The organism is Nonomuraea sp. NPDC050227 (assembly GCF_044459705.1).
In the GTDB taxonomy this organism is placed as follows: Bacteria; Actinomycetota; Actinomycetes; order Streptosporangiales; family Streptosporangiaceae; genus Nonomuraea.
This window is the reverse complement of the sequence record NZ_JBITJF010000005.1, coordinates 269,004-287,059: the sequence shown is the minus strand read 5'-3', so window position 1 is coordinate 287,059 and position 18,056 is coordinate 269,004. Positions and strand designations below refer to the sequence as shown.

General features: G+C 71.2%; 15 protein-coding genes and 1 tRNA gene. 7 read left to right on the top strand and 9 right to left on the bottom strand.

The window, feature by feature from the left end; translation table 11 throughout:
* Positions 1-138 precede the first annotated feature (138 nt).
* Both dnaG and rpoD read left to right on the top strand, forming a co-directional pair.
* On the top strand, positions 139-2,937 hold the full coding sequence (gene dnaG / locus ACIBK9_RS21595) for a DNA primase (protein WP_397160575.1): 2,799 nt from the start codon (positions 139-141) through the stop codon (positions 2,935-2,937).
* Between the two features lie 355 nt (positions 2,938-3,292).
* Positions 3,293-4,396 carry an RNA polymerase sigma factor RpoD gene (gene rpoD, locus ACIBK9_RS21590; protein ID WP_241563834.1) on the top strand — a complete coding sequence of 368 codons (1,104 nt, stop codon included), beginning with the start codon at positions 3,293-3,295 and terminating at the stop codon, positions 4,394-4,396.
* A 100-nt stretch (positions 4,397-4,496) separates the two neighbouring features.
* Here the strand turns inward: rpoD and ACIBK9_RS21585 are convergent, their stop codons facing one another.
* From ACIBK9_RS21585 to ACIBK9_RS21555, 7 genes are read right to left on the bottom strand one after another with little or no spacing between them, the layout of a single operon-like run.
* Positions 4,497-5,303: a transporter substrate-binding domain-containing protein gene (locus ACIBK9_RS21585; RefSeq protein WP_397160573.1), complete on the bottom strand. Its 807-nt coding sequence runs from the start codon at positions 5,301-5,303 to the stop codon at positions 4,497-4,499.
* Positions 5,300-6,679 carry a hypothetical protein gene (locus tag ACIBK9_RS21580; RefSeq protein WP_397160571.1) on the bottom strand — a complete coding sequence of 460 codons (1,380 nt, stop codon included), beginning with the start codon at positions 6,677-6,679 and terminating at the stop codon, positions 5,300-5,302. Before ACIBK9_RS21580 ends, ACIBK9_RS21585 begins: the two co-directional genes overlap by 4 nt.
* Positions 6,676-7,311: an FHA domain-containing protein gene (locus ACIBK9_RS21575; RefSeq protein WP_387672638.1), complete on the bottom strand. Its 636-nt coding sequence runs from the start codon at positions 7,309-7,311 to the stop codon at positions 6,676-6,678. The genes ACIBK9_RS21580 and ACIBK9_RS21575 overlap by 4 nt, the downstream gene beginning before the upstream one ends.
* Positions 7,311-8,597 (bottom strand): VWA domain-containing protein, encoded by a 1,287-nt coding sequence (locus ACIBK9_RS21570; RefSeq protein WP_397160569.1) that lies wholly within the window; start codon positions 8,595-8,597, stop codon positions 7,311-7,313. The genes ACIBK9_RS21575 and ACIBK9_RS21570 overlap by 1 nt, the downstream gene beginning before the upstream one ends.
* Positions 8,590-9,441: a PP2C family serine/threonine-protein phosphatase gene (locus tag ACIBK9_RS21565; RefSeq protein WP_397160568.1), complete on the bottom strand. Its 852-nt coding sequence runs from the start codon at positions 9,439-9,441 to the stop codon at positions 8,590-8,592. Before ACIBK9_RS21565 ends, ACIBK9_RS21570 begins: the two co-directional genes overlap by 8 nt.
* Positions 9,438-11,621 (bottom strand): tetratricopeptide repeat protein, encoded by a 2,184-nt coding sequence (locus tag ACIBK9_RS21560; protein WP_397160566.1) that lies wholly within the window; start codon positions 11,619-11,621, stop codon positions 9,438-9,440. Before ACIBK9_RS21560 ends, ACIBK9_RS21565 begins: the two co-directional genes overlap by 4 nt.
* Entirely contained in the window at positions 11,618-12,784 is a 1,167-nt protein-coding gene (locus tag ACIBK9_RS21555) for a hypothetical protein (RefSeq protein WP_397160564.1), read from the bottom strand. The genes ACIBK9_RS21560 and ACIBK9_RS21555 overlap by 4 nt, the downstream gene beginning before the upstream one ends.
* Positions 12,785-12,960: 176 nt before the next feature.
* Here ACIBK9_RS21555 and ACIBK9_RS21550 point away from each other — a divergent pair, with 176 nt between their 5' ends.
* From ACIBK9_RS21550 to ACIBK9_RS21540, 3 genes are read left to right on the top strand one after another with little or no spacing between them, the layout of a single operon-like run.
* On the top strand, positions 12,961-13,119 hold the full coding sequence (locus ACIBK9_RS21550) for a hypothetical protein (RefSeq protein WP_352318900.1): 159 nt from the start codon (positions 12,961-12,963) through the stop codon (positions 13,117-13,119).
* 32 nt (positions 13,120-13,151) lie between these two features.
* Positions 13,152-14,426: an amylo-alpha-1,6-glucosidase gene (locus ACIBK9_RS21545; protein WP_387672653.1), complete on the top strand. Its 1,275-nt coding sequence runs from the start codon at positions 13,152-13,154 to the stop codon at positions 14,424-14,426.
* Complete coding sequence (locus tag ACIBK9_RS21540; RefSeq protein WP_387672656.1) at positions 14,423-14,896, top strand: hypothetical protein; 474 nt, start codon at positions 14,423-14,425, stop codon at positions 14,894-14,896. Before ACIBK9_RS21545 ends, ACIBK9_RS21540 begins: the two co-directional genes overlap by 4 nt.
* Before the next feature lie 55 nt (positions 14,897-14,951).
* On the opposite strand, the gene ACIBK9_RS21535 is transcribed toward ACIBK9_RS21540, so the two are convergent.
* Entirely contained in the window at positions 14,952-15,269 is a 318-nt protein-coding gene (locus ACIBK9_RS21535; protein WP_352318894.1) for a YtxH domain-containing protein, read from the bottom strand.
* Between the two features lie 126 nt (positions 15,270-15,395).
* Here ACIBK9_RS21535 and ACIBK9_RS21530 point away from each other — a divergent pair.
* Positions 15,396-15,467: transfer RNA gene (locus ACIBK9_RS21530), tRNA-Asn, on the top strand.
* Positions 15,468-15,945: 478 nt separating this feature from the next.
* Here ACIBK9_RS21530 and ACIBK9_RS21525 read toward each other — a convergent pair.
* Complete coding sequence (locus tag ACIBK9_RS21525) at positions 15,946-16,479, bottom strand: hypothetical protein (RefSeq protein WP_397160561.1); 534 nt, start codon at positions 16,477-16,479, stop codon at positions 15,946-15,948.
* Between the two features lie 400 nt (positions 16,480-16,879).
* Here ACIBK9_RS21525 and ACIBK9_RS21520 point away from each other — a divergent pair, with 400 nt between their 5' ends.
* Positions 16,880-18,022, top strand: a complete 1,143-nt coding sequence (locus ACIBK9_RS21520) for a nitric oxide synthase oxygenase (protein ID WP_397160559.1) — start codon at positions 16,880-16,882, stop codon at positions 18,020-18,022.
* The last annotated feature ends 34 nt before the right edge of the window (positions 18,023-18,056 follow it).

Genomic DNA, 18,056 nt, shown 5'->3' with positions numbered 1-18,056 from the left:
CACCAGTTTCCCGCTTTAGCAACCCAGAGGTGACGCGCGTCTTCCCCGGCCGTCGACAGCCCGTGCCACGCCGTTCACCGGCCGCGGCACACCCCGCGCGGGGCGGAACCGTCGGTCGGGCGGAATAGACTCACCGGCGTGGCTGGCCGGATCCGTGATGTCGACATCGCGCTCGTACGCGAGCGTTCCCCCATCGCCGACGTGATCGGCGAGCACATCCAGTTGCGCAACGCCGGAGGGGGCAACCTCAAGGGCCTGTGCCCCTTCCACGACGAGAAGAGCCCGTCGTTCAACGTCACCCCCGAGCGCGGAATGTACTTCTGCCTCGCCGCGGAGACGCGGGTCATGACGTGGGAGGGCGTGCGCCCCATCGCCGAACTCGCGGGCGGCGTGCATCGGGTGCTGGCCGCCGACGGCACCTGGGTCGACGCGCCGTTCAGGTCGTTCGGCGTGCAATCGCTGATGAAGATCGTGGTGACCCGCAACGGGCAGCGCAAGGAGATCTTCGCGACCCCCGAGCACCGCTGGTTCGTACGATCCGGGCGGCGCCGCGACAAGCGCGCCGAGGTCATCACCAAAGACCTGAAGCAGGGTCACCGCCTGGCCTCGGTGTTCCCCGGGTCGCGCATCAAGCGCACCACCCCGTCCCCGTTCGGCGTGGCCCACGGCATCACCTTCGGCGACGGCACCCGCGCGGGCTCGGGCAGCAGGGCCACGCTCGACAGCGTCAAGGACGCCCAGCTGCTCAAGTGGTTCCCGCTCAGCTTCGTGACGGAGGGCCGGGGCGGGAAGTCGGGCAGGAGCCAGCTCCTGGTCCACCACCTGCCACGGTTCTTCAAGGAGCTGCCCGCGCTCGACGAGTCCGTCTCCTATCTCTACGGCTGGCTCGCGGGCTACCTCGCCGCCGACGGGCACGTCGCCAAAGACGGCACGATCATGCTCAACTGCGCCGACCGGGAGACGCTGGAATACGTCCGGACGATCTGCACAAGGCTTGGCATAGGCACGTACGGCGTCACGGAGCAGGTCCGTGTGGGCTTCCCCAGCCGCGAGCCGAGTTCGATCTTCCGCGTCCACTTCGTCAACGACGACCTGACCGAAGACTTCTTCCTCATCGACGAGCATCGGCTGCGGTTCTCCGGCGCCTCCAAGGCGTTCGCGCGGCGCGGCTGGGTGGTCCAGTCGATCGAGGAGACCGACCGGGTCGAGGAGGTCTTCTGCGCCACGGTCGAGCACGGGCACGCCTTCGTCCTGGAGGACAACCTCCTCACCGGCAACTGCTTCGGTTGCGGGGAAGGCGGCGATGTGATCACGTTCGTCGAGAAGATCGAGCATCTGCCGTTCGGTGAGGCGGTCGAGCGGCTGGCCCAGCGGGCCGGCATCCAGCTCCAGTACGAGCAGGGCGGCTACGTCCCCAAGCGCGACCACGGCGAGCGGGCCCGGCTGATCGAGGCCCACCGGGTGGCCGCCGAGTTCTACGCCGAGAAGCTGTTCGGGCCCGACGCGGCCCCGGGGCGGCGGTTCCTGTCCGAGCGGGGGTTCGAGCGCGCCGACGCCGAGACGTTCGGCGTCGGTTACGCGCCGGCCGAGTGGGAGGCGCTGGCGCGCCATCTGATGGGGCGCGGGTTCACCGCCGACGAGCTGGTCAAGGGCGGCCTGGCCAAGGAGGGCAGGCGGGGGCCGATCGACCGGTTCAGGGGGCGGCTGATCTGGCCGATCAGGGACGCCACGGGTGACGTGATCGGATTCGGCGCACGCAAGTTGCTCGATTCCGACGATGGCCCGAAATATCTGAATACGCCTGACTCGCCGCTTTACAAGAAGAGCCAGGTCCTTTATGGCATTGATCTCGCCAAACGAGAGATCAGCAAGCGCGCCCAGGCGGTGATCGTCGAGGGATACACCGACGTGATGGCCTGCCATCTGGCCGGAGTTCCGACCGCGGTGGCCACCTGCGGCACGTCGTTCGGCGAGGAGCACATCAAGATCCTGCGCCGGTTCCTGCTCGACCAGGCCGAGTTCCGCGGCGAGGTGATCTTCACCTTCGACGGCGACGCGGCCGGCCAGAAGGCGGCGCTGCGGGCCTTCGCCGACGAGCAGAAGTTCGTCACGCAGACCTACGTCGCGGTGCAGAGCGACGGCCTCGACCCGTGCGACCTGCGGATCAAGCAGGGCGACGCGGCGGTGCGCGACCTCATCGCGAGCCGCGAGCCGCTGTTCCAGTTCGCCATCAGGAGCACCATCTCCCGCTACGACCTGCGCAGCAACGAGGGCAAGATCGCCGCCCTCGACGCGGCGGCGCCCATCGTGGCCGGGATCAAGGACGTCGGCCTGCGCAAGCGCTACGCCATCGACCTCGACCGCTGGCTCGGGTTCATGGACGAGCGCTTCGTCATGCAGCGCATCGGCGAGGTGGCCAACACCCAGCAGGGCCGCCCCCAGCGCGCCCCCAAGGCGGCCCCGGTCGATCCGAGCGTGCGGGTGGAGGGCGAGCTGCTCAAGCTGGCCGTCCAGCGGCCGGCGCTGCTCGGGCCGCGCTTCGACGCCCTCGACCCGCAGGCGTTCACCGCGCCTGACCACGTCGCGCTGCACAAGGTCATCCAGGCCGCCGGAGGCGCCGGCTCGGCCGGTCACGGCGGCCGCGAGTGGGTCGACCGGCTGCTGGAGCACGCTCACGACGAGGGCACCAGGGCGCTGGTGACGCGGTTCGCGGTGGAGCCCGTCCAGGCCGACGCGCACGCCGAGGAGCGTTACGCGGGGGCCATGCTGGCGGCCATCGAGGCGATCGCGGTCGACCGGGCCATCGCCCAGGCCAAGTCCCGTATGCAGCGCCTCAATCCGGTGGAGGAGCAGCAGGAGTACAACAAGCTGTTCGGCGAGCTGGTGGCGTTGGAGCAGCAGCGCCGGGTGCTGCGCGAGCGCGCCGCGGGAAGCTGACCGCCGGGGCGTTTTGATAACAGTTCGGCAGCGGGGACGGGCGGTGAACCGGGTGGTTCGCGGGGAATCCCGGCCGGTCCGCGCTGCCGTAATGGGGCATCTCCGGCTTCTTCCGGGCAGCGAAAGAGATACGTCCGGCCGGCGGACGTCGCCGGACGTGGGATTCCAGACCGCGTAATTGACTTTTCTTTCCTGATCAAACTCGGGCCAAACCTTTACTCGATCTCAATTCGGTAATGCTGATCGTCTTACCTTCCGCAACAAAAATGGGTCTGCCATTTGATGGAACCAATACTGCAGACTGTCTCCCGTGGGTGCATCGGTGCTGCCAAGCGGGCCGCCATCGGTAGATCAGGTGGCGGACCTCGTCGCGAAGGGAAGGGAGCGCGGAAGCGTAACCGTCGATGACGTCGCCGCCGCGCTTGACCGATCCGAGCTGCCGTCCGACGCGCTGGAACGCGTCGTGCGGATGCTCGCAGAGAACGGCGTGGAGGTCCTCGAGCCCCAGGGCGACGAGGAGTCCACCCGCGCCGATGAGGAGGACGTAGGCAAGCGGGCGCCGACCAGCGATCTCGTCCGTATCTATCTGCGGGAGATCGGCCGCGTCCCCCTGCTGACCGCCGAGGAGGAGGTGGAGCTCGCCAAGTCGATCGAAGCCGGCCTGTTCGCCGAGGACAAGCTGGCCAACGGGGTCTCGCGTCTGGCCTTCCCGGAGTTCAGGGAGCTCGTCTGGCAGGGCACCAGGGCCAAGCAGCGGCTGATCGAGGCCAACCTCAGGCTCGTGGTGTCGATCGCCAAGCGGTACGTGGGCCGCGGCATGCTGTTCCTCGACCTGATCCAGGAAGGCAACCTCGGGCTCATCCGGGCGGTCGAGAAGTTCGACTACACGAAGGGCTACAAGTTCTCCACCTACGCCACCTGGTGGATCAGGCAGGCGATCACCCGGGCGATCGCCGACCAGGCGCGCACCATCCGCATTCCGGTGCACATGGTGGAGACCATCAACAAGCTCGTCAGAGTGCAGCGTCAGCTCCACCAGGACCTCGGCCGCGAGCCCATCCCCGAGGAGATCGCCAAGGAGATGGACCTCCCGGTCGACCGCGTGGTGGAGATCCAGCGCATCGCCCAGGAGCCGGTGTCCCTGCAGTCGCCGATCGGCGAGGAGGACTCCGACCTCGGTGACTTCATCGAGGACGCCGACGCCGTCGTGCCCATGGAGGCCGCCGCCTTCATCATGCTGCAGGACCAGCTCGACGACATCCTGGCCACGCTGTCCGACCGCGAGCAGCGCATCATCCAGCTCCGCTTCGGCCTGGCCGACGGGCATCCGCGCACGCTGGAGGAGGTGGGCAGGGAGTTCGGCGTGACGCGCGAGCGCATCCGGCAGATCGAGTCGAAGACCCTGGCCAAGCTCCGCCACCCGACGCGCGCGCAGATGCTCAGAGACTACCTGGACTGACCCTTCGACCCCGCGACGGGCCCGGCGAGCGCGCCGGGCCCGTCCGCATGCCGGGCGGCGGGCTCAGGAGCAGCCCTCGAACGCATGCCGGGCGGCGGGCTCAGGAGCAGCCCTCGAACTGCGGCACGGCGATGTTGGTCAGGTCCAGGCCCGCCTTGCCGAACCACTTGTGCAGCAGCTTGCCCGCGGTCCCGTCCTGGTACATGTCGGTGATCGCCCGGTTCACCGCCTCGCAGCCCGGCACGTCGTCCTTGTGCAGGCCCACCCCGCTTCGCTGCTCGTTGAACTGGGCGTTGGCCAGCCGCAGCCCCGACCCGTCCTGGTTGGCCAGGCCGGCCAGGATCACGTCGTTGGTGGTGACCGCGTCCACCTGCCGGTTCTTCAGCGCGCTCAGGCACGACGCGTAGTCCTTGAACGGCACCAGCTTGGCCGCCACGCTGCGTTCCTCCACGACCCGCTCGGCGGCGTTCGAGCCCTCCACCGCGCAGATCCGGCGGCCCTTCAGCTGCCGGACGTTGTCCACCTTGTCGTCCGGCCGCGTCAGGATGTCCTGGTAGGAGATGTGGTACGGCCCCGCGAACAGCACCTTCGCCTTGCGGTCCATGCTGATCGTGTACGTCGCCACCACCATGTCGGCCCGCCCCTGGACCAGCACCTTGTCCCGGTCGCCTGCCAGCACGGGGATCAGCTTGAAGTCCTTGCCCAGCCGCTTGGCCACGTACCGCGCGACGTCGACGTCGAAGCCCTCGAAGGTGCCGTCCGGCTTGCGGAAGCCCACCGACGGCAGGTCGGGGCGGACGGCGATGACGATGGAGTCCTTGTCGAGGATCGACTCCCGGCCGCCGGTCCCGCAGGCCGCGGCGGCCACCGCGGTCAGGGCCAGGGCCGCTACCAGTGCCCGCTTCAACGGTACTCCTTGAGTCTCGGCCACACCCCGGCGATCATCAGCAGCCCGATCCCGGCGATCGCGAACGGCAGCAGCCGCCACAGGTTGTCCAGCGCGTTCTCGCCGGCGTCGATGGCCTGGTCGAAGGTGCGCTCGTGCCGTTCGGCCAGGGCCACCAGGGCCTGGTCGTAGGCGTCGAACGCGGCGGTGACCGGCCCGAGCTTGGCGGTCACGGCCTCGGCGGTCCTGCCGTCCAGCGCCAGCGCCCGGAAGGAGGTGTCGGCCTGCTGGAAGGCCCGGTACGCGTCCAGCACCCGCGTGCCCTCCGGACCGGTCAGCTCGGGCCCCAGCATGCCGCGGGCCGCCCCGGCGTCGGCGGCCACCTTCGCGTGGTACTGGGTGAGGTTGCCCGACTCGAAGTAGACGACCGTCTGCGACTTGTCCAGGAACGTGTGCTCGTAGGTGTCGGCGCGGTCCTTGTCGAGCAGGTACCGGCTCTGGTCGCCCTGCATGCTGTTGCTGATCGCGCGGGCCTTGGCCAGCGTCAGGACCGAGTCGAAGCCCTGTGTCTTGGCCGTGCGCAGGTCCGTCTGGTCCTGGCCGAGCACGTTCACGCCGAGGATCAGCGAGACCACGGTGGCCAGCGTGGCGACCAGCAGCGCCGGGCCGAACACCCGGCGGAACCGCCGGGCCAGGAAGATCTGGAGCCAGATCAGGCAGCCCAGCGCGAGCAGCCCGGCCAGCAGCACCGCGGACCGCAGCAGCGGGACCATGGCGTTCTTGTCGTCGTAGGTGCGGCGGACGATCGTGCCGCTCTCCAGGGTCAGGTTGTAGGCCTGCGGCAGCAGCACCAGCCGCATCAGGTCGGTGGCCTGCCGGTAGGTGCCCACGACGGTGTCCGGCGGCGCGCCGGGCGCGTGCCGGGACTGCTCGTTCAGCAGCAGCGCCTGCCCGGCGAGCCGTTCGTAGCGGCCGAGGCCGTCGAGCACCGACTGCACGGTCCGCCGCTCGGCGGCGTTGTCGCCGGCCAGCTCGAACGCCTTCAGCAGCGCCTGGTTGGCCTCCGTGCGCCGCCGCTCGTACCGGTCGACGGCCTGGCGGCGCTGCTGGCCGTACTGGTCGCCCATGACCAGCGCGTTGGCGACCTGGGCGTCCATGTCGCTGAGCGCCAGGTAGAGCCCGGCGGTGGCGACGACCTGCGGCCCGGCGTCGCGGCCGATGACCTGCAGCCCGTCGCCGGCGGTCAGGCTGCCCACCCCGAGCGCCGCGAACAGCAGCGCGAGCGCCGCCACGGTGACGCCGGAGATGACGCGGATGCGGCCGGGCACGCTGCGGCGCGGCAGGGGGGCGGGGGCGCCCGCCGGGACGACGGCGCCCGGGTTCTGCACCAGGGTCACGGTGTGCCCTCCCTGATGGTGATGACGGTCCAGGCGCCCAGGTGGATCCGGTCGCCCGGACCGACCCGGACGGGCGTGTTGATCTCCACGGTCCTGCCGTTGACCTGGGTGCCGTTGGCCGAGCCCGGGTCCACCAGCGTCCAGGTGCCGTCGGGCTGGGCCAGCAGCACGGCGTGCAGGTGCGACACGCCCGGGTCCTCGGGCGGGCCGGTCAGGTCGATCTCCGGCGCCAGGTTCCTGGCCTTGCTGCGCCGTCCGATGCGCACCTGCTCGCCGACCAGCCCGAACGAGCGCTCGGGACAGTACGGCGGGAAGGCCATGCGCGCCGCGTCGGGACCGCCCTCGGCGACCACCTTCTCGTAGTAGGTGCGGTCGGCGGCGGCGACCGCCTCCCACCGCGCCCCTCGCACCGGGAGCGGGACGCCGCCCCCGCCGCCGGTGAAGTCGTGGCCGCACACCTCGCAGAACTGCCCGGCGCGCGGCGTCTGGCAGACCGGGCAGGCGTCGTCACCCCCGCCGGCGGCCGCCGCCGGCTGGGGCTGGGACGCGGCGGGCGTCCCGGCCATCTGCGCGCCGCAGACGTCGCAGTAGTCGTCGGAGCCGGAGGCGTGCCCCTGGGGACAGGTCGCCATCAGCCCTCGCCCTTACGCAGCCGGCTGGTGCGGACGGAACCGGTGTCCAGCTCGATCTCGTCGGCCTTGTCCACGTTCCTGCGCAACCGTGCCGTGCCGGTCGCGGGATCGACCTCCACGACCTTCTCCAGCAGCCGGGCGGTGTCCTCGCGGCCCGACGCCGCGGCCAGCTCCCTGGCCTTGGCCAGGCGCGCGGTGGCGGCCTCCACGTCCCCGGCGGCGCGGGCGCTGAGGCCGTCCTGGATGAGCTCGTGCAGCTCGGCCTGGCCGGTGTAGTGGGCGACCTTCCGGTTGATCTGGGTGGACTGCGCCAGGTCGTCGGTCCACTGGGCCAGCACGTTGCCGCTGGCCACGACGTCCTGGGTGTCGGGGCGCACCAGCTTCACCCAGCCCGCCCTGATCTCCTGGCCGATCTGGCCCGGCGGCACCTCGACGCACAGGTGGTACTCGCGTTCCTCCTGGCCCCACGAGCCGGTCGGGTAGTCGCCGGTCAGCGGGTTGACGTCGGTGCGCTTGCCGGTCAGGTCGAGCAGCGTGGGAGAGACCTGCTTGACGAACTTCAGCTTGGCGGTCTGCGGCACCCACACCCGCAGCGACAGGTCCGCCACGGTCTTGCTCATCGACGTCTGCGTCACCCGGCGGAAGAACTCGGCCAGATCGCTCTGGTTCCGTACGAACTCGAACGAGCCGAGCATCGCCTCGGCGACCTTCCGCAGCTCGGCGGGCACCCAGTCGTCGCCCACGCCCAGGCTGTCGCAGACGAACTTGCCGCTCCACCCCTGCAGCACGGCCCCGAACACCTCGGGGCGCTCGTTGTTCTGCCCGTCGGTCATCAGCAGCGCGTGCCTGATCGCGTTCGGGTACCCGCTCAGCAGGTGCCCGGCCAGCTTCAGCCACTCGCCGATGGCCGTGCCGCCGTGCGCGAGCAGCCTGCTGATCGCCCGCTCGGCCTCGGCGCGGGTGGCGGGCGTGGCCCTGACCAGGTTGGCGTTGCCGCCGGGGTAGACGACCTTGGCCCGCTCGGTCCCGGCGATCACCGCGAAGTGCACGCCGTCGCGCAGCGCGTGCACGGCCGCCGCCGCGGCCTGCCGGGCCTCGCGGATCTTGCCGCCGCTCATCGAGCCGGAGGTGTCGACGATGATGACCTCGGCCGCCTCGGTGGGCGCGGCCTGGGCGAAGCCGCCGCCGGAGGAGGCCACGGTGAGGATCGCGTGCACCTCCCGGGCGTCGGTGGACAGGTACTTGTTCTGGTCGATGTTCAGCGTGAACGTGGGCTGGTCACCCATGCGTTTCTCCTAGGGGGATGAGAACGATCGTCACGTTGTCCTGGCCGCCGGAGGCCAGTGCGTGGCGCAGCATCTCGCGGGCCATGTCGAGAGGGGTTCCCGTCTGCGGGAACCGGTAGCCGTCCAGGTAGCGCCACAGCCCGTCGCTGCACACCAGCAGCAGGCCGGGCGCCCCCGGGGCGAGCGTGCGCACATGCAGCGACACCTCGCCGGAATCCGCGCCGAGCCACGCGGTGATCTCGCCGGTCGGGACCACGTCGTCCTCGGTCAGCAGGACGCCCTGCCCGGGGGCCTCGCCGGGCAGCCAGTACGCCCGCGTGTCGCCCGCCCAGCTCAGCGTGATCCCGCCGGGGCCGGCGACCGCGGCGACGTAGGTGCAGGCGGGGGCGTCGTCCACGGAGGTCGCCAGGGCGGTCACCGCCTTCCCGGCCAGCTCGAACGCCTCCTGCGCAGAGGCCCCCCTGGCCAGGGCGGCGCCCGCGGTCTCCACCGCCGCGGCCGAGGCCTGGTCGGCCCGCGGCGAGCTGCCCACGCCGTCGCACACGACCGTGATCACGGCGTCGCCGGTGGTCAGCAGGGCCATGGCGTCCTCGTTGCGGGCGCGCCGCAGGCCCTTGTCGGTCACGGCGGCGGCCCCGCCGTCCAGGACGGTCTCGGCGTGGTCGCGGCCGGTGGGCTGGCGGGCGCCGCAACGTTCGCAGTAGCCCTCCGCGTCCACCGCGGCCGCGCCGCAGGAGGTGCAGACCGGCGCGCCGAGCGCGTGCCCGCACCGCTCGCAGTAGACGTCCCCCTGGACGACGGGGGACGCGCACATCGGGCAGTTCTGGGGGGTGGGTCCGGTCACAGCCACGTCCTCGGTCGTACGGCGTTCGCCTCGTCGATGAGCGCGTGGCGTTCATGGCGGGAGCCGGCCGCCACCGCGAGCTTCCGGTAGATCGACTCCAGCCGCCTGCGCAGCCCCGGTTCGGTGAAGTCGGCCTCGGCCAGCTTCGTCCCGGGCGGCGCGGGGTTGTTGTCCAGCCAGGCCAGCGCGCAGCGCAGCAGCTCGGCGGTGAGCAGGTCGCGGCGGCGCGGGTCGAGGTCGGCCAGGTTGGCCAGCCGTCCGGCCGCGCCGACCAGGTCGGGGGCGGACACCGTGCTCAGGTCGGCCCGGCGGAACACCGAGGCGGCCAGCGCCACCTGCGCCGCCACCCGGTAGCTGGAGGTGGGCGGCACCTCGTCCAGCACGTTGACGCGGCCCGTCCTGGCCAGCCCGAACGCGGCGCTGACGTAGGAGTGGTCGGTCCGCCAGACGGCGTTGTACCAGTGGGCCGACTGCCTGCCGGCGCACTCCAGCGCGAACGCCAGCGCCAGCTTGGGCGCGAGCTCGCCGGGCAGCGCCGACACGCAGGCGTCGAACATCGTCACCGCGGTGTCCGTCTGGCGCGTGGCCAGTGCGAGCACGCCGCGGTACCAGGTCGTCCGCCAGTCGCCGGGGAGCTGCTGTTCCAGCTCCGACAGCGCCACCGGCGTCTCGGCGGCGCCCGCCTCGGCCAGCAGCCTGGCGCGCATGAGCCGGGTCTCGGGCGTCGGCGGCATGGCCGAGAGCTGGTCGAACAGCTCCTTGCCGTCGAACCCGAGCAGGCCCGCCAGCGCGCCCGCCGCCGGGTCGAGCGGATCGACGTGCGGCACCGGCAGCTCGACCGCGACCGCGGCCGGGTCGAGCGGCCCGAACACCTCCTGGCGGGAGTCCGACAGCGCCGTCCACACGGCCGAGCGCTCGGGCCCGAACAGGGTCGAGGGCGCCGGGAACGGCACGCCCTCCTCGGCCGCGCTGATCTCCCGCAGCACCCCGACGAGCTGCTCCTCCATCTCCCACGCGCTCTGGAACCGGTCGGCGGGGTTGGGCGCGGTGGCCTTGCGCAGCAGCCGCGCGAACGACTCGTGCCCGCAGTCCTGCGGCAGCGGGCTGGCCACGCCGCCCTTGGCCGGGCTCCAGGACGGGATCGTCAGCACCGCCAGGGTCCTGGCCACCGTGTAGAGGTCGGAGGCCACGGACGAGGGATGGGTGTCCAGCTCGGGCGCGTGGTAGCCGACCGTCGCCCAGGACGTGCCGGGCGGCGAGCCGACCGGCTGGACGGCGCCCAGGTCGATCAGCTTGAGCCGCCGGCCGACCCGGATCACGTTGGCCGGCTTGAGGTCGCAGTAGACCAGGCCGTTCTCGTGCAGGTAGCCGAACGCGTGCAGGATCTCGCGGCCGTAGATCAGGGCCTCGCGCAGCGGCAGCGGGCCCTGGCGGCGCAGCTCGTGCAGGGACTGGCCGCCGACGTACTCCATGACGATGTAGCCGAGGCCGCCGGAGAGCTGGAAGTTGAGGATCTTGACGATGTTCGGGTGGTCGACCGTGGTGAGGAACTTGCGCTCGGCCTCGGCCGCCGCCAGCGCCTCGGCGTCGTTGGTGTTGAGCAGGCCCTTGAGCACGACCCAGCGGCCGTCCAGGGCCTCGTCGGCGGCCAGGTAGATCCAGCCGAGGCCGCCGTGCGCCAGGCAGCCGAGCACCCGGTACTGCCCGGCCACCATGTCGTCCTTGGCCAGCTTCGGGGTGAAGGAGTACGGCGTGCGGCAGTGCGGGCAGAACCCCTCCGTCAGCCCCGGACGGCCCTGCCGGGACCGGCCCACCGGCTCGCCACAGGCCGGGTTGGCGCAGAACCGCTTCTCCTCCGGCACCTGCGGATCGGCCATCACGGCCGTCGCCGGATCCCGGTACGGCACGGACGGCAGGTCGGCGATGCCGCCCAGCACCCCGGCCCGCGACCTGCCGCTGCTGCTCACCGGCGAGGTCAGCGACCGGCTCACCGGCTGGGTGTTCACCGGCCCCGAGAGCGGCCCCGAGAGCGGCCCGGAAGGCGTCCCCGAGGCCGGGGCCGACGCCTGCCGGGGGACGGACACCGCCGCCGGGGGCGGCGCGGCCGCCGCGTTGCCGCACAGGTCGCAGTAGCCGTCCTCGATGGTGCCGGTGCAGCCCGGCTGCGCGCAGCGGGTCATGGCTTACCTCCGTGTATCGCGCGCTGGTAGGTGTCGACCGCGGCCGCCGCCTCGGTCAGGTCGCAGGGAGCGCTCCACAGCAGGGATCGTGCCCGCTCGAAGCACGCGGTGGCGTCGGGGTCCTCGGCCATGCCCTTGCGCACCGCCATGGCCTGGCAGGCGCCGAGCCGGCCGCGTAACTCGTCGCGCCTGCCGACCAGGCCGTACAGGGCCTTGGCGGTGGCCCGCGCCCGGTCGGCGGCCTTCTCCGCCTCGCTCTCCACGCTCGCCAGCCGCCTGGCCCGCACCACCCAGGTGTCGGCCGAGGCGTCGAGCGCGGCCAGCTCGCCGGTCAGCTCCTCGACCCGGCTGCGCGGGCGGGCCTGCGGCGGCAGGGCGATCTTGACCACGACCGCGCCGTGGGCCAGCCTGGCCTCGCTCTCGGCCGCGCGTACCCGGTCGAGGGCGGCCACCAGGTCCTCGCGGCGCCTGGCGTACTCGCGTTTGACCACGATCGCCTGGTCGATCTCCGCGCGGGCCTCGGCCAGCACGCGGGCGACCCCGCCGAGGTCGGGGCCGACGCCCGCGCCGAGCGGGTCGGCGAGCAGGGCCGCGCGCATCCGCCGCAGCTCCGCCTCCTGCGCCTCCAGGCCGGCGCTCTCGCCCAGCTCCCGCTCCAGGTCGCGGATCTCGCGCAGGACGCGGTCGGCGTCGTCGAGCCGGGGCAGGACGGCGTTCCACACGGCGTCGATGTCGTTGAGCGCCGAGGTGACCTCGCGGAAGGCACCGTCCATGCGGGCGACGGTCTCGTCGAGGGTCAGCCGCTCGTCGGCCTCGGGCAGCAGCGAGCGCTGCTCGACGGGCTTGGCCGCGGCCCGCAGCACGACGGACGTGCCCGACAGCAGCCGGGTCAGCTCGTCGAGCTGCTCGGCCCCGAGTTTCGCGCGCGCGGCCCTGACCTGCTCGGCGTCGCGCAGCACGGCCCGGTAGGCGTCGTTCAGCAGCCACAGCCGGGTCAGCGCGGCCTGGACGGCGGCCCAGCGCTGCCGCGTCACCCCGTCCAGCGTCGCGCCCTTGAGCAGCTGGTACGTGGTGTGGGATTCGAGATCGAGCAGGTCGCCGGAGATCCGGTCGCGTTCGTCGGCCCGAGCGCGCAGCGCGTACTCGGCGCCTTCCCTGCTCATGGGTGGTCCCAGACTCATCACGCTCCCCGTGAAGAGGGCCCCCGATGCCCCGTGTCCTACCGGCTCAACGGGAGTCTTGACCGGTTGGTTCCAAAGGGTAGGGGTGACCCTGACTTGTCCCTGATTCAACCCTCGGTCACCTGCAAACGGCTTAACGGATCTCCTACGGTGGAGACATGGCACGCATCCTTCTGATCATCGCCGCGATCATCGTCGCACTGCTTCTCGTCGGCCCGCTCGTGGGTTTCGTCTTCACGCTTCTCAAGTGGGCTCTCATCATCGGCGCCGTCGTCCTCGGTGTCACGTTCGTCGCGAAGTGGGCCAAGAGGCCGTAGCTTCCGCCCGCTTCCCAAGGCATAGTGAGTGAATGGAGGCGCGGCCGGCGGTTGACGATGCCGCGCTCGGGCGCGAGGCCCTGGCCGTGCTCGAGGCGAACTGGACGGGCAGCGGCACCGTGCCCGCGCCGGGTCTCTACCCGCACCAGTGGAGCTGGGACTCCGCGTTCGTCGTCATCGGCCTGGCCAGGCACCGTCCGGAGCGCGCCCGGGAGGAGCTGCTCAGCCTGCTGAGCGGCCAGTGGGCGACCGGCATGGTGCCCCACATCGTCTTCCACACCCGCGAGGCGTACTTCCCCGGGCCGTCGGTCTGGCGCTCGCAGGAGCACGCCTCCGCGCCCCGGGTCTACACCTCCGGACTCACCTCCCCGCCGCTGCAGGCGCTGGCGCTGCGGTGGCTCTACCGGCACACCGGCGACGTCGCGTTCGTCCGGCGGACGTTCCCGCTGCTCGTCGCCCAGCACCACTACCTGGCCTCGGCCCGCGACCTCGGCGGCGCCGGACTGGCGGCGATCGTCCATCCCTGGGAGTCGGGCATGGACGACAGCCCGGCCTGGGACCAGCCGCTCGCCGCGCTGCCCGCCATCGGCTACGGCTACCGCAACGTGCAGCTGGCCGACCGCCACCCCGACAGCGACCACGACCGCTACGTCTGGCTGGCCATGCGGTACCGCGACGCCGGCTACCGGCCCGAGTACCTGCGCGACGAGCACCCCTTCGCGGTCGAGGACCCGATGTTCAACGGCATCTGGCTCGCCTCCTGCCAGGCGCTGGCCGAGCTGGCGCCGGTGGCCGGGGCCGACCCCGCACCCCACGCCGAACAGGCCGAACGCATCAGGCAGGCCATGCTCGACCGCCTCTGGGACGGCTGCTTCTACCCCCTTGACCTGCGCTCCGGCCGGCTGATCAAGGTCTGCACGGTGGGCGCGTTCGGGCCGCTGCTCGATCCCGGGCTGCCCAGCGACCACCTGCACGCCTGCGTCGAGGTGCTGGAGTCGGCCCGGTTCATGGGCGCGACCGGCTACCCGGTGCCGAGCTGCGAGATCCGCGCCGCCCAGTTCGACCGCACACGCTACTGGCGCGGGCCGTCCTGGGTGAACACCAACTGGCTGTTACGCCGGGCCGCCGCCGTCCACTCGCTCGACCAGCTCGGCCGGCAGCTCGCCAACGGCACCCTGCGGCTGGTCCGGCAGGCCGGGTTCCGCGAGTGCTTCGACCCCTTCGACGGCAGCGGGCGCGGGTGCAGGGACTTCTCCTGGAGCGCGGCGCTCACCCTCGACCTGCTCGCCGATACCGTGGAGATATGAGCATTCTTCGCCGCCTGCCCGCCGACGTGCGCCGATCCCTGGACACCCGGCCGGGGGAGCGGGTGCTGACGTTCACCGAGACCGCCGACGGTCACCTGGTGGCCACCAACCTCGCCCTGTTCCTGTCGGACGGGACGCGGGTGCCGTACGAGGAGATCGACAAGGCGTCCTGGGACGACGAGGGGCTGCGGGTCGTCACCACCGGCGGCGTCCGTCACTTCGAGCGCGTCGCCGAACCGCGGATGGTGCCCGAGACCGTGCGCGAGCGGGTGAACTCCACCATCGTGGTCAACAAGCGCGTCAGCCTGCCGGGGCGCGGCGGCGTCCGGCTGGTGGCCAGGCGTCCGCCGGGCGGCGAGGTGCTGGGCTGGACGCTCGTCTTCGACGACGGGCTCGATCCGACGGACCCGGGCCTGCGCGCGCAGGCCGAACAGGCTCTGGAAGGCGTCCGGCGCAGCATGGGCGTGTGAGGGATCACACGTCCGTGCCGCGCCGGATCTCGGGGCCGGATCTCGGACCGGGCCGTCAGTAGGGAATGCCGGTCTCGCGGGACTTCCGTTCCGCGAGATCCTCCTCCTCGGGCCAGCCGCTGCCGGACCTGTGGTGGCCGTCGGAGCCGAGGAACGGGATCTTCTCCTGAAGCGTCCCGCCCACCTTCTCCCTGGCCGCCCCGGCCAGCCTCGACGCCTGCGCGCCGACCACCCCCGCGGCCTCCTGGACCCTCGGGCTGTCGGCCACCCGCTGGGCCGCCCGCTTGATCTGTTCGTAGCGCTCGCGGCCCGCCCTGCTGCCGAGCACGTAACCGACAGCCAGACCGACCGCGAATGTCATCCGATAACGCATCTTGCACCTCCGCTGTCTCCCGGCCTACCCCAGTTGCGATGCGACACGCACTCCAAGAGTGCGCTAATCTATTCCTGCGCACGACGGAAGGGCCCAACAAGCCCGACCAGCAGGGCGAACGTTCGATCCCGCGTAGCTCAACGGCAGAGCAGCCGGCTGTTAACCGGCAGGTTATAGGTTCGAGTCCTATCGCGGGAGCTTGGCTCAGCCAAGGATCGCAAAGCTCAGGCCCTCTCTCTGGAGACAGATGAGAGGGCCTGAGTCGTTTCGGGAGCCAGTAGGGGAGCCACTGCCTGGTCGGCTCGTCGGTCCCGAAGACCGCGTCCATGGTTTCCGCCCCGTGGACGATGACGGGTTCGATCTGGTGCCGATAGACGGTCTGTGTGGTGGTGACCGGCGAGCTCGGCGATACGTTCCACGGAGACGTCCCGTCGCTCCGGATCGTCACAAAGGAATTCCGGAGTTTCCGCACCTTCCAGCGGTCGCCGCTGCCCGCCTTCGGGAAGCACTCTGGCGGCCTGTGCACGCTGCTTACCGGCGGGGCGATCCTGCCGGTGTCGTGGCGCAGACCTCCGCCCCTTCACCCTGACCATCGGCCCGGTGTCGGGCCGGCCTGCTACCCCTACGGGTGAGTGACGGCGGACGGGCAGGCCAGGAGGATGTGCCTGGCGCATGCCTACAATCCACGATCGCGTTCGAACTTCTCTCGATTCAGAAAGTACTCAGACGCTTCACTCGTGGCCTTGACGACAACGGGTTCCTGAAGGGGGGCGGGCCATATCTGAAGGTAGTGGTCATCGACGCCGTCAGCCCTCGCGCCTTCCCAATCCATGTTCTTGACGTGGTATCGAAGGCGGTAGGTCCCAGGCCCGGCCGGAAGCGGAGGGAGCGGATGCATCACAGCGTTGTCGTGGGTGAATCCGCTCATCTCTGCCTCGCCTGACATGGACACATAGCCGATCTCTACGATGTCCTCATAGGTGGCAAGATCAGCCCCGGGGTCCTGGTCGGCGATGGTCACGGTGAAGTCGGCGGGCCCGCACTGATGGGTGATGTGAAGGGTGACCCAGCCCTGCTCGACCTCGATGAAACCAACGGACTGGGCTGGTGTGTCTGCATATCCTTCGAGGTCCCTGTCCTGCAGACCGGCGATGCCGCAGTCAGAGACATCGACGGTCAGCCGTACAGTGCAGGTCTCATCGTTGTTCATGAACAGGGAGCGTAGACGCCGCCACCCATGGGGCCGGAGACGAATCCGCGCGGCCTCTCGGGCGAGGAAGTGCGGAACTGACGCAGCGGATTTCCGGCGCGCTCGAGGAGTCGCGGATCGCCGAGGATACGAAGCCCTGAGCGATCAGGGCGCATCGCCGCGAGGCCGACGCGGGCATGTCCTGAATAGAGAGGGATTCACGCGTTGTAGTGGGTGAGTTACCGATTTTGGCGTTACGCGGGACAACGGGCGTTCGCGGCGGCAAGATGGGGGAGCCGGTCGGGTGTGGCCGGCAGCCGCGGGAAGTCGTGACGGGGGCGTGGAGAGGGCGCCGCCGGCAGGACGTGCCGCCGACCCGGAATCGGCGGGGCGCTCCGCTGAGCGAAATGTTGGTTGCCGCGTGCGTACCTGGATCAGGTCACTGCGTCCCTTCGATGTGCATGCCGTGCACGCGCTGTTCGAGCGCACCACGGACCTCCGCGAGGCGGAGCGATTCATCAGGCTCTTCCACGCCGAGAACCCCTCCGCCGGCGGCCTGGCCGCCCGGCTGCGCGACGTCGCCAGAGACGTCGCCCGCCACGGCACCTACGTCCACACCTTCGAGGAGCTGGAGTTCGGCGCCCGGGTCGCCTGGCGCAACAGCGGCCGGTGCATCGGACGCCTGTACTGGCGTTCGCTGAAGGTGCGCGACCGGCGGGAGGTGACGACGGCCGAGGGCGTGGCGGTGGAGTGCGTGGCGCACCTGCGCGAGGCGACGGGGGAGGGGCGCATCAGGCCCACCGTCACCGTCTTCGCCCCGGACACCCCGGCCATGCCGGGCCCAAGGGTGCTCAACGACCAGCTCGTCCGCTACGCCGGGCACCGGCTGAACGGCGGCGGCGTCCTCGGCGACCCGCGCAACGCCGAGCTCACCGACCTGGCCAAGGAACTGGGCTGGCGCGCCGGGCCGGGCCGGTTCGACGTGCTGCCGCTGGTCGTGCGGGCCGGGCTCGGCGACCCGCTGGTGTGCAACCTGCCGGGCGACGCCGTGCTGGAGGTGCCGCTGCTGCATCCGGAGTACGCGTGGTTCGCGGAGCTGGGGCTGCGCTGGCACGCCGTGCCGGTCATCTCGGACATGTGCCTGGAGATCGGAGGCGTCTGCTACCCGTGCGCGCCGTTCAACGGCTGGTACATGGGCACCGAGATCGGGGCGCGCAACCTGGCCGACTCCGACCGGTACGACCTGCTCCCCGAGGTGGCCAAGCACCTCGGCCTGGACACCTCCACCGAGCGCTCGCTCTGGCGCGACCACGCGCTGGTCGAGCTCAACGTGGCGGTGCTGCACTCGTTCGAACGGGCGGGGGTGACGATCACCGACCACCACACCGAGTCCCGGCGCTTCCTGACCCACCTGGAACGCGAGGAGCGCGCCGGACGGCGCTGCCCGGCCGACTGGTCGTGGATCGTGCCGCCGCTGTCGGGCGGCGCGACCCCGGTCTTCCACCGCTACTACGACACCTGCGAGCTGACCCCCGCGTACGTGCACCGCCACCCCGCCCGCTGACGTGCTTGCCAGCCCCGCCCAGAACATGGTTCGG

Coding starts and splice junctions, on each gene's coding strand:
- ACIBK9_RS21550 (WP_352318900.1), top strand. CDS start 12,961: ATGGCACGCATCCTTCTGATCATCGCCGCGATCATCGTCGCACTGCTT.
- ACIBK9_RS21570 (WP_397160569.1), bottom strand. CDS start 8,597: ATGGGTGACCAGCCCACGTTCACGCTGAACATCGACCAGAACAAGTAC.
- ACIBK9_RS21545 (WP_387672653.1), top strand. CDS start 13,152: ATGGAGGCGCGGCCGGCGGTTGACGATGCCGCGCTCGGGCGCGAGGCC.
- ACIBK9_RS21540 (WP_387672656.1), top strand. CDS start 14,423: ATGAGCATTCTTCGCCGCCTGCCCGCCGACGTGCGCCGATCCCTGGAC.
- ACIBK9_RS21555 (WP_397160564.1), bottom strand. CDS start 12,784: ATGAGCAGGGAAGGCGCCGAGTACGCGCTGCGCGCTCGGGCCGACGAA.
- ACIBK9_RS21525 (WP_397160561.1), bottom strand. CDS start 16,479: ATGAACAACGATGAGACCTGCACTGTACGGCTGACCGTCGATGTCTCT.
- ACIBK9_RS21575 (WP_387672638.1), bottom strand. CDS start 7,311: ATGGCGACCTGTCCCCAGGGGCACGCCTCCGGCTCCGACGACTACTGC.
- ACIBK9_RS21535 (WP_352318894.1), bottom strand. CDS start 15,269: ATGCGTTATCGGATGACATTCGCGGTCGGTCTGGCTGTCGGTTACGTG.
- ACIBK9_RS21560 (WP_397160566.1), bottom strand. CDS start 11,621: ATGACCCGCTGCGCGCAGCCGGGCTGCACCGGCACCATCGAGGACGGC.